The organism is Variovorax sp. WDL1 (assembly GCF_001541225.1).
Classification (GTDB): domain Bacteria; phylum Pseudomonadota; class Gammaproteobacteria; order Burkholderiales; family Burkholderiaceae_C; genus Variovorax.
Genome location: NZ_LMTS01000041.1, coordinates 1 through 7,397 on the forward strand (window position 1 = coordinate 1; position 7,397 = coordinate 7,397).

8 protein-coding genes and 1 tRNA gene are annotated in these 7,397 nt (G+C 65.5%); all 9 read right to left on the reverse strand.

Annotation, left to right across the window (positions count from 1 at the left end):
• A partial coding sequence (locus APY03_RS07195) for a ParB/RepB/Spo0J family partition protein (RefSeq protein ID WP_068675325.1) occupies positions 1-677 on the reverse strand: 677 nt, incomplete at its 3' end.
• Positions 677-1,066 carry a helix-turn-helix transcriptional regulator gene (locus tag APY03_RS07200; protein ID WP_198161221.1) on the reverse strand — a complete coding sequence of 130 codons (390 nt, stop codon included), beginning with the start codon at positions 1,064-1,066 and terminating at the stop codon, positions 677-679. The genes APY03_RS07195 and APY03_RS07200, both read right to left, overlap by 1 nt.
• 131 nt (positions 1,067-1,197) lie before the next feature.
• Positions 1,198-1,350: a hypothetical protein gene (locus APY03_RS41275; protein WP_157103387.1), complete on the reverse strand. Its 153-nt coding sequence runs from the start codon at positions 1,348-1,350 to the stop codon at positions 1,198-1,200.
• 263 nt (positions 1,351-1,613) lie between these two features.
• The gene (locus tag APY03_RS07210) at positions 1,614-2,855 is read right to left on the reverse strand and encodes a tyrosine-type recombinase/integrase (RefSeq protein WP_068675331.1); all 1,242 of its coding nucleotides are present in this window, start codon (positions 2,853-2,855) and stop codon (positions 1,614-1,616) included.
• Between the two features lie 217 nt (positions 2,856-3,072).
• Positions 3,073-3,149, reverse strand: a tRNA-Pro gene (locus tag APY03_RS07215).
• 26 nt (positions 3,150-3,175) lie between these two features.
• The gene (locus APY03_RS07220; protein WP_068675333.1) at positions 3,176-3,640 is read right to left on the reverse strand and encodes a MerR family transcriptional regulator; all 465 of its coding nucleotides are present in this window, start codon (positions 3,638-3,640) and stop codon (positions 3,176-3,178) included.
• Between the two features lie 64 nt (positions 3,641-3,704).
• Positions 3,705-4,067: an integration host factor subunit alpha gene (locus APY03_RS07225; protein ID WP_443082800.1), complete on the reverse strand. Its 363-nt coding sequence runs from the start codon at positions 4,065-4,067 to the stop codon at positions 3,705-3,707.
• A gap of 5 nt (positions 4,068-4,072) precedes the next feature.
• Complete coding sequence (gene pheT, locus APY03_RS07230) at positions 4,073-6,511, reverse strand: phenylalanine--tRNA ligase subunit beta (protein WP_068675337.1); 2,439 nt, start codon at positions 6,509-6,511, stop codon at positions 4,073-4,075.
• Between the two features lie 22 nt (positions 6,512-6,533).
• Positions 6,534-7,397: phenylalanine--tRNA ligase subunit alpha (pheS, locus tag APY03_RS07235; RefSeq protein ID WP_232324184.1), on the reverse strand; the 864-nt coding region annotated here is incomplete at its 5' end.

Here is a 7,397-nt window from a genome sequence, read left to right on the forward strand (position 1 = left end):
CGCCCGCTTGGCGGCAAGGTGACTTGGCCAGACGCATACCTCTGGTCGTCGTTTGCAGCTGGTGGCGCAGCCTTCGGCTCCTTGACGGCCTTGAGCGCCTTGGCCTGCTTTACCAACGGCGGGCTAATGGCTGCGGCTTGCTCCTCGACCGGCAGCTTGGCGATGGCAGCGGCCTTGGGTAGGCCAATTTCGCCGCGCTTCACGGCCTCCAGAACTTCGGGCGCGGCCTTGGTGTGGACGGTCTTGGCCTGCTGGATTGTCCTCTCGGAGACGCCAACGGCGTCTGCCATGTCCTTGTTGCTAGCTCGAAAGGGTGAACTGAGTTCACGCTTTTCGGGGCGATGCGCGGGCTTCCATTTGCGCAACGAAACCTCGATCAGTGCCCATGCGCCAATCGGCAGGTGCCTGCGCGCTTTGTTCTGCGCCTTGACGAAACACACTGGATCGTCGGTGCCGAAGTCTTGCGTCGGGCAGGCTTGGCCAAACTCGAGCGCGGCGCAGTAGCGATGCCAGCCATCGAGGACCATGCCCTCGTAGATGGTGATCGGGTTTTGTACACCGATATCTGTGATGCTGTCGCGCAGCGCGTCAAAGTCCTGCGGCGACATTGCGGGGAAAGCCGCGGACAGCGGGTGCTGCTCGAGGCCCGCGGGTGCAAAGATGGCTGACGCAAACATCAGGCTGCTACCTCGCCGGCTGTGGCGGACGCGGCCATCTTCTCGGCGACGCTAGCCAGCGCTGCGGCGTACTCCGCTACCAGCTTCTGGTTGCCCTTCGACGCGGCGCCCAGAATCGCCGCGGTCAGCTGGCTGAGGTGCTGCGCCGGGCCGGGCTGCGCCGCTTGCTGGCGCTGCGCGTGGAGGTCGCGCACCAGCGCGCGGATCTCGTCGTTAGTCTTACCAGCGCACCGAGCTGCGGAAATGGCCTCCACTTCGTGCGATGGCCAGCCCACCGAACGGGCGCCGATCGGCACTGCCTTTGTGAACAACCCCTCCCGGATCTGCGTGTAAATGCTTGCGTGCGAGCGGTGGCCGGTAAAAGCCTTCGTCGCTTCGATTCTCCACATTGCCATTGCTGCCCATCCTTGGCGGCCCGTGCCGCGTGCTAAAGGGCGCAACTATCGAGGTCGGTCAGGAAAAGACGAAACCCTAGAGGGGGTCAATAAGTGGAAAGTGGGAAATATGTGACTGGGAAATATCAGATCAATGCCCGCGTGAGGACTTTCTGCGCCCCCTGTCCTTCGACGGAAAACGCCCCGTCTCTGACCAGTTTCCGAATGACGTTCCCCGCGGCGTTGAGGCTAGTATTGGCTTCCTTGGCCAGGCGCCTTGTCAGGTCATGGTTGCTCATGCTGTCATGGAGCCTGGGCAAGATGCCTAGCGCTAATTCTTGATGTGTCCTGTGTCGCGTCCGCCGCTCCTCCGTCCACTCCCTCGTCGTCGTCCCTTTGGGGCGACCAGGCCGGCGGAGGTGCCGAAGACGGTCAAGTGCTTGCGCCAGGCGGCCGGCAAGCTCACAGGTCAGTGGGTCGCATTCAGTGTTGTCGACGAGCCGCACCAGTTCCTCTACGGTCATCCGGACGAGCTGGGATGGGCCGAATGCTTGACCAGCCATCACGCCGCCGGCCGCAATGGGATCACGTCCGCACCAGCAGCGAGCTTATCGAGGTAGTCGGACCAGCGTTGCATCATGTCTGCGCGCTGCTTCAGGTATTGCGTGCGGTTGTAGGCGCGGCCATTGGCGTCCTTCACGGCGTGCGCGAGCTGCGCCTCGATCACCAGGGGGTCGATCTCCACCACCTCGGCCAGCAGCGTGCGCGCTGTGGCGCGGAAACCGTGAACGGTCTGGACCGTCGGGCCGTAGCCAAGGGTAAGCAGCGCCGCGCGTAGCGTGTTGTCGCTGATGGGTCGATCGTGGCTTCGCTCGCCGGGGAACACCATCACGCCGTGGCCGGAGATGGGGTGGAGCTTGCGCAGAATCTCAACGGCCTGCGTGGGCAGCGGCACCAGGTGCGGGTCGCCGTTCTCCTTTCCATCGATGCGCCGCTTCATCCGGGCAGCGGGCACGGTCCAAAGTGCGTTCTCGAGGTCTATCTCCGCCCAGGTCGCGCCGCGCAGCTCATTGGGACGCTGGAACAGTATCGGTGCGAGTTGCAGCGCCGCACGCACGATCGGCCCGCCTTGGTAGCCCCTGATGACGCGGAGCAGTTCGCCCAGCTTCTTCGGATCGGTGATGGCCGCGAAGTGCCGCTTCTTGTGCGGAGTCAGCGCGCCCTTGAGATCGGCGGTGATGTCTCGGGATGCCCGCGCTGTGGCGATGGCATAGCGCCAGACCGCCCGCGCGGTCTGTAATACCCGGCTTGCCACGTCTAGCGCACCGCGTTCCTCCACCCGACGCAGGGCCGACAGCAACTCGATGGGCTCGATTTCGCCGACACGGCGCTCGGCGAAGTAAGGGAACAGGTCCTTCTCGAGGTTCCGTTGCTCGCGGATCGCGTAGTGGCTGCTCCAGCGAGACTTGTTCTTGCAGAACCACTCCAGCGCCGTGGCCTTGAAGGTGTCGCCTTCGGCAATCTCGCTCTTTAGTTTGGCGATCTTGCGGGCCTGCACCAAGTTGACACCAGCGGCCCGGTCCTTCTTGGCGGCATCTCGCGCCAGCCTCGCGCCCTTCAAGGTCACATCAGGGTAGCCACCCAGCGCGAGACGGCCCTCCTTGCCATCGGCGTAGGTTTTCCAGAACCACCGTTTAGAGCCTCCGGGGCTCACCTCCAAGTACAGCCCGCCCGCGTCCGTGAGGCGTTGGCGCTTCTTATCAGGCGGGCAGGTGGCGTTCTTGCACTGGACCTCGGTGAGCATCGGGGAACACTCCAACCGGGGAACACCTCTTTCGAGGGGCGACCGGGGAACAATTCCTCGGTTTGGGGCCGTTACCCCGGTTCGTTCCCCGGAATGTTCCCCGGTTTGATGCTGTCAGTCAATGTCGCGCCTTGTACGTTGCTGTCTGCCAACCGCCCGATTTCCCAATGAAAAAGGCCGCTAGCTGTATGTTGCTAGCGGCCTTTGTCTTTACTTATGGTCGGTGTGAAAGGATTCGAACCTTCGACCCCTTGCACCCCATGCAAGTGCGCTACCAGGCTGCGCCACACACCGAAGCTCGTGATTATAGCCTGCGGCTTTCAGTGGTTCGGACTGAGCAGTTCGCGAATTTCATAGAGCTCGCGCTTCAGGCGCAGCAGCTGCGGCAGCTCGACGGCCGGGCCAGCGCTGCGAGACGCATCGAAGTCTTCCTGGAGCGCGGCATCAAACTCCTCCTGGTCGATCTCGACTGCCTCCAGGCCTTCGAGCGGCACCTCGCCGGCCTTGCGGCGATCGCGCTCGGACTGCACCATCTCCTGCAGCTTGTTGCGCGCCCCGCTGATGGTGAACCCCTGGTCGTACAGCAGGTCTCGGATGCGGCGGATCATCAGCACCTCGTGGTGCTGGTAGTAGCGGCGGTTGCCGCGCCGCTTCATCGGGCGCAACTGGGTGAACTCCTGCTCCCAGTAGCGCAGCACATGCGGTTTGACCCCACAAAGTTCGCCCACCTCACCGATCGTGAAGTAACGTTTGACGGGGATGGGCGGCAGGAGCGTTTTCTCCATTGAAATCAAGGCGGTGCGAGAACAACCTTAGAGATTACTCCACCGCAGGCACAAGGGCCAAGAACTATTCGGTGCCGAGGTTCCATTCCACTTCCTGCGAGCCCTCGTCGCCGGCGCTGCCCTGGATCTGCTCCTTGAGCTTGGCGCTGGCATGGAAGGTGGCTACGCGCCGCTCGCCGATGGGAATGGCCTCGCCGGTGCGCGGATTTCGTCCGGGACGCGGCGCCTTGACGCGGATCTGAAAGTTGCCGAAGCCGGAGATCTTCACGTCCGTACCCTCGATAAGACTGCGGGCGATCAGATCGAAGAAGGCCTCGACCATGTCCTTGGACTCGCGCTTGTTGAGGCCGATCTGCTCGAACAAGAGATCGGCCAGGTGCGCCTTGGTCAGTGCCGGCGTTTCCAGGGCTTCCAGCGTGAAATCCATGAGCTTCATACCCGCAGGTGCGCGCCGAGCCGCGCGCTCAGTTGTTCGAGGATCGCGGCGACTGCCGCCTCGACCTGCTCGTCAGTCAGCGTAGCAGCGTCGCTGTTGAAGCGCAGGCGCACCGCCATGCTCTTCTCGCCGTGTGCCAGGCCGCCAGGGCCGACAGGCGCTTCTCTGGCCACCGGTGGGCGATAGATGTCGAACAGCACGGCGTCGCGCAGGAGGGCCGGATCGGCGGCTGCGCGGATGGTGCGCATGAGCGAATCGTGCGTGATGGCTTCCGCCACCACCACGGCGATATCGCGCTCGACCGCCTGGTGCTTGGGCACTGGCCGAGCCACAGGCACCGGGCGCGCGATGACGGCATCGAGCTCGAGTTCGAAGAGCACGGGGGGCTGCGGGAACTCCCATTGCTGGCGCCAGCGCGGATGAAGCTCGCCGATCACGCCGACAGGCCGGCCGTCGAGCAGCACGCGAGCGGCACGGCCGGGGTGCAGCGCCGGATGCTCGGTGGCCTCGAACGTGGCCACGCGCGGCGCCAGCAGCGCCTCGACGTCGCCCTTGAGGTCGAAGAAGTCCGTGCGCTGCGGCTTGCCGTCCCAACGCTCCGCCTCGGAGTCGCCCCAGGCCAGCCCGGCCACGCGCATCGGCTGATGCACGCCCTTGACGGTGCTGTCGGTGGTGACGACCGTATCGTCACGCAGGAACACACGCCCCAGTTCGAACACGCGCACGCGAGGCGCGCGGCGGTCGAGGTTGAACTTCAGGACCTGGAGCAGAGAGCCGATCAGCGAGGAGCGCATCACGCTCATCTGGCTAGCGATCGGATTCAGCAGCTTGATCGGGTTGGGGTTCCCCGCGAGCTCCTCTTCCCAGTGCGCCTCGACGAAGCTGAAGTTGATCGTCTCCTGATAGCCCAGCGCGGCGAGCCGATGGCGCACGCCGAAGTTGCTGCGCTGCGACTCGGCGCGCACGCGGGCGGTGATCGGCGCCAGCGGAGGCACGGTAGGCAGGTTGTTGTAGCCGACGAGGCGCGCAACTTCCTCGATCAGGTCTTCCTCTATCAGCAGGTCGAAGCGGTGCGGCGGGGGGGTGACGATCAGCGTGCCCTCGCCCTCCTCGACGGGGAAGCCCAGCCGACGAAGGGCGTTGCGGCACTGCGCCTGGGTCAGCGGCATGCCGATCACGCGCGCGGCACGTTCGACGCGCAGCGTGACGGGCCTGGCTTCGGGCTGGCGCAAGGTCTGGTCGTCGATCGGGCCAGGCTGGCCACCGCAGATCTCGACGATCAGTTGGGTAATGCGGTCGATGATCTGCACCGTGCGGCTCGGATCGACGCCGCGCTCGAAGCGGTGGCCCGCGTCGGTCGAGAAATTGAAGCGGCGTGCCCGGCCCTGGATGGACTCGGGCCACCAGAAGGCGGCCTCGACGTAGATGTTGCGCGTGTCGTCGGAAACAGCGGTCGCATCGCCGCCCATGATGCCGGCCAGCGACTCGACCTGGCTGCGCTCGTCGGCGATCACGCCGACCTTCTCGTCCAACGTCACGGTGTTGCCGTTGAGCAGCTTGAGCTGTTCGCCCGCCCTGCCCCAGCGCACCACCAGGCCGCCGCGGATCTTGTCCAGGTCGAAGATGTGGCTGGGCTGCCCGTACTCGAACATCACATAGTTCGAGATGTCGACCAGCGGCGACACGCTGCGCTGCCCGCAGCGCGCCAGGCGCTCGACCATCCAGGCCGGCGTGGCGGCCTTGGTGTCGACCCCGCGGACGATGCGGCCCGAGAAGCGGCCGCACAGGTCGGGGGCCTGGACGTTGACCGGCAGCTTGTCCGGCACCGCGGAGGCCACCGGCGGAATAGGCGGCGTCTTGAGCGACACGCCCGTCAGCGCCGCGAGCTCACGCGCGATGCCGTAGACGGAGAGGCCGTGCGCAAGGTTCGGCGTGAGCTTGAGGGTGAGCAGGGTGTCGTCGAGCTTCAGCAGCTCGCGCACGTCGGCACCGACCGCCGCGTCGGACGGCAGCTCCAGCAGGCCGCCATGGTCATCGCTGAGCTTGAGCTCGCGCGCCGAGCAGAGCATGCCCTGGCTCTCGACGCCGCGCAGCTTGCCCAGCTTGATGTGGAAAGGCTGGCCGTCCTCGCCCGGCGGCAGCTCGGCACCAACCAGCGCAAGGGGCACCTTGATGCCTGCGCGCGCATTGGGGGCGCCGCACACGATGTTCAGCAGCGCTCCCTGTCCCGCGTCGACCTGGCACACGCGCAGCCGGTCGGCGTTGGGGTGCGGCGCAGCCTCCCTGATCTCGCCGACCACCACCTTGCTGAAGGGGGGCGCGGCCGGCCGGCGCTCCTCGACCTCGAAGCCACCCATGGTGAGCGTCTCGGCCAGCGCCTCGCTGTCAATGGGCGGGTTGCAGAACTCGCGCAACCAGGACTCGGGGAATTGCATCTCGCGTTCTCGTTCTATCTGTTTACTGGAATTGAGTCAGGAAGCGCTGGTCGCCATCGAAGAACAGGCGCAGGTCGTTCACGCCGTAACGCAGCATGGTGAGCCGGTCCGGGCCCATGCCAAACGCGAAGCCGATGTAGCGCTCGGGGTCCAGGCCCATGTTGCGCACCACCTGCGGATGCACCTGGCCCGACCCCGAGACCTCGAGCCACCGGCCGGCCAGCGGACCGGTCTGGAACTGGATGTCGATCTCGGCGCTGGGCTCGGTGAAGGGGAAAAAGCTGGGGCGGAAGCGCAGCACCAGATCGTCGGTCTCGAAGAAGGTGCGGCAGAAGTCGGTAAAGATGACCTTCAGGTCCTTGAAGCTCACGTTCTCGCCCAGCCACAGGCCTTCGCATTGGTGGAACATCGGCGAGTGCGTGGCGTCGCTGTCGACCCGGTAGGTACGTCCGGGGGCGATCACGCGGATCTCCGGCGCCTTGACGTTGCCGGTGGCGTCGGCCGCCGCGGCTGCGAACTCGGCCGCGTACTTCTTGATGTGCTGGTGTGCGTAGCGCACCTGCATCGGGCTGGTGTGCGGACGCAGGTTGTAGGGAATGCCATCCTCGCCATTGATGTCGACGTAGAAGGTGTCCTGCATCGAGCGAGCCGGGTGGTTCGGCGGATTGTTGAGCGAGGTAAAGCTGTGCCAGTCGCTCTCGATCTCGGGGCCGTCGGCGACGTCGAAGCCCATGCTCGAGAAGATGGCCTCGATGCGTTCCATCGTCCGGCTCACCGGATGCAGGCCGCCGCCCGCGCGACGGCGGCCGGGAAGCGTCACGTCGAGCGCCTCGGCGCGTAGCTGGACGGCGAGCTCTTCGTCGGCGAGTTGCTGGCGGCGGCCTGC